1 protein-coding gene is annotated in these 389 nt (G+C 72.2%); it reads right to left on the reverse strand.

The features are described from left to right. Window positions 1–211 (reverse strand): SURF1 family cytochrome oxidase biogenesis protein (locus tag ACLWS4_RS37760; RefSeq protein WP_416876538.1); only part of this gene is annotated, 211 nt, incomplete at its 3' end. Window positions 212–389: the final 178 nt, after the last annotated feature.

The following is a 389-nucleotide window of genomic DNA, read 5'->3' on the forward strand; positions in this document are numbered from 1 at the left end:
CCTCCCGCTTCGGCACGGCCGTGCCGGGGGCGGTCAGCGACTCCACGGGGACGGGCTTCGCCTCCAGGATGTACCCCATCAGGTGGTTGCTGGCCACCCGGCGCTCGTGCCGGTGCAACTGCCAGTAGCCCAGCTTGACCATGACGGGCATCAGGAGCAGTCCGATGAGGGTGAGGATCACCCACTGCCGGGACAACAGGAAGCGGTACACCCCATGACCGTACAACTCGGTCGCGGGGCGCTCTCCGGAGGGGTCGGGCGGTTGCCGTGCCGGGGTCACCGGCCGTCACCGGGCCCGTCGGTCGCCGGCGGCGCCGCGGTCAGCCGCCACCGGGCAGCGAGCCGACCCGGTCGACGATGCCGCTGCGGCCCTCCGCCTTCGAACAGTG

The organism is Kitasatospora sp. SC0581 (assembly GCF_048159585.1).
Lineage (GTDB): Bacteria > Actinomycetota > Actinomycetes > Streptomycetales > Streptomycetaceae > Kitasatospora.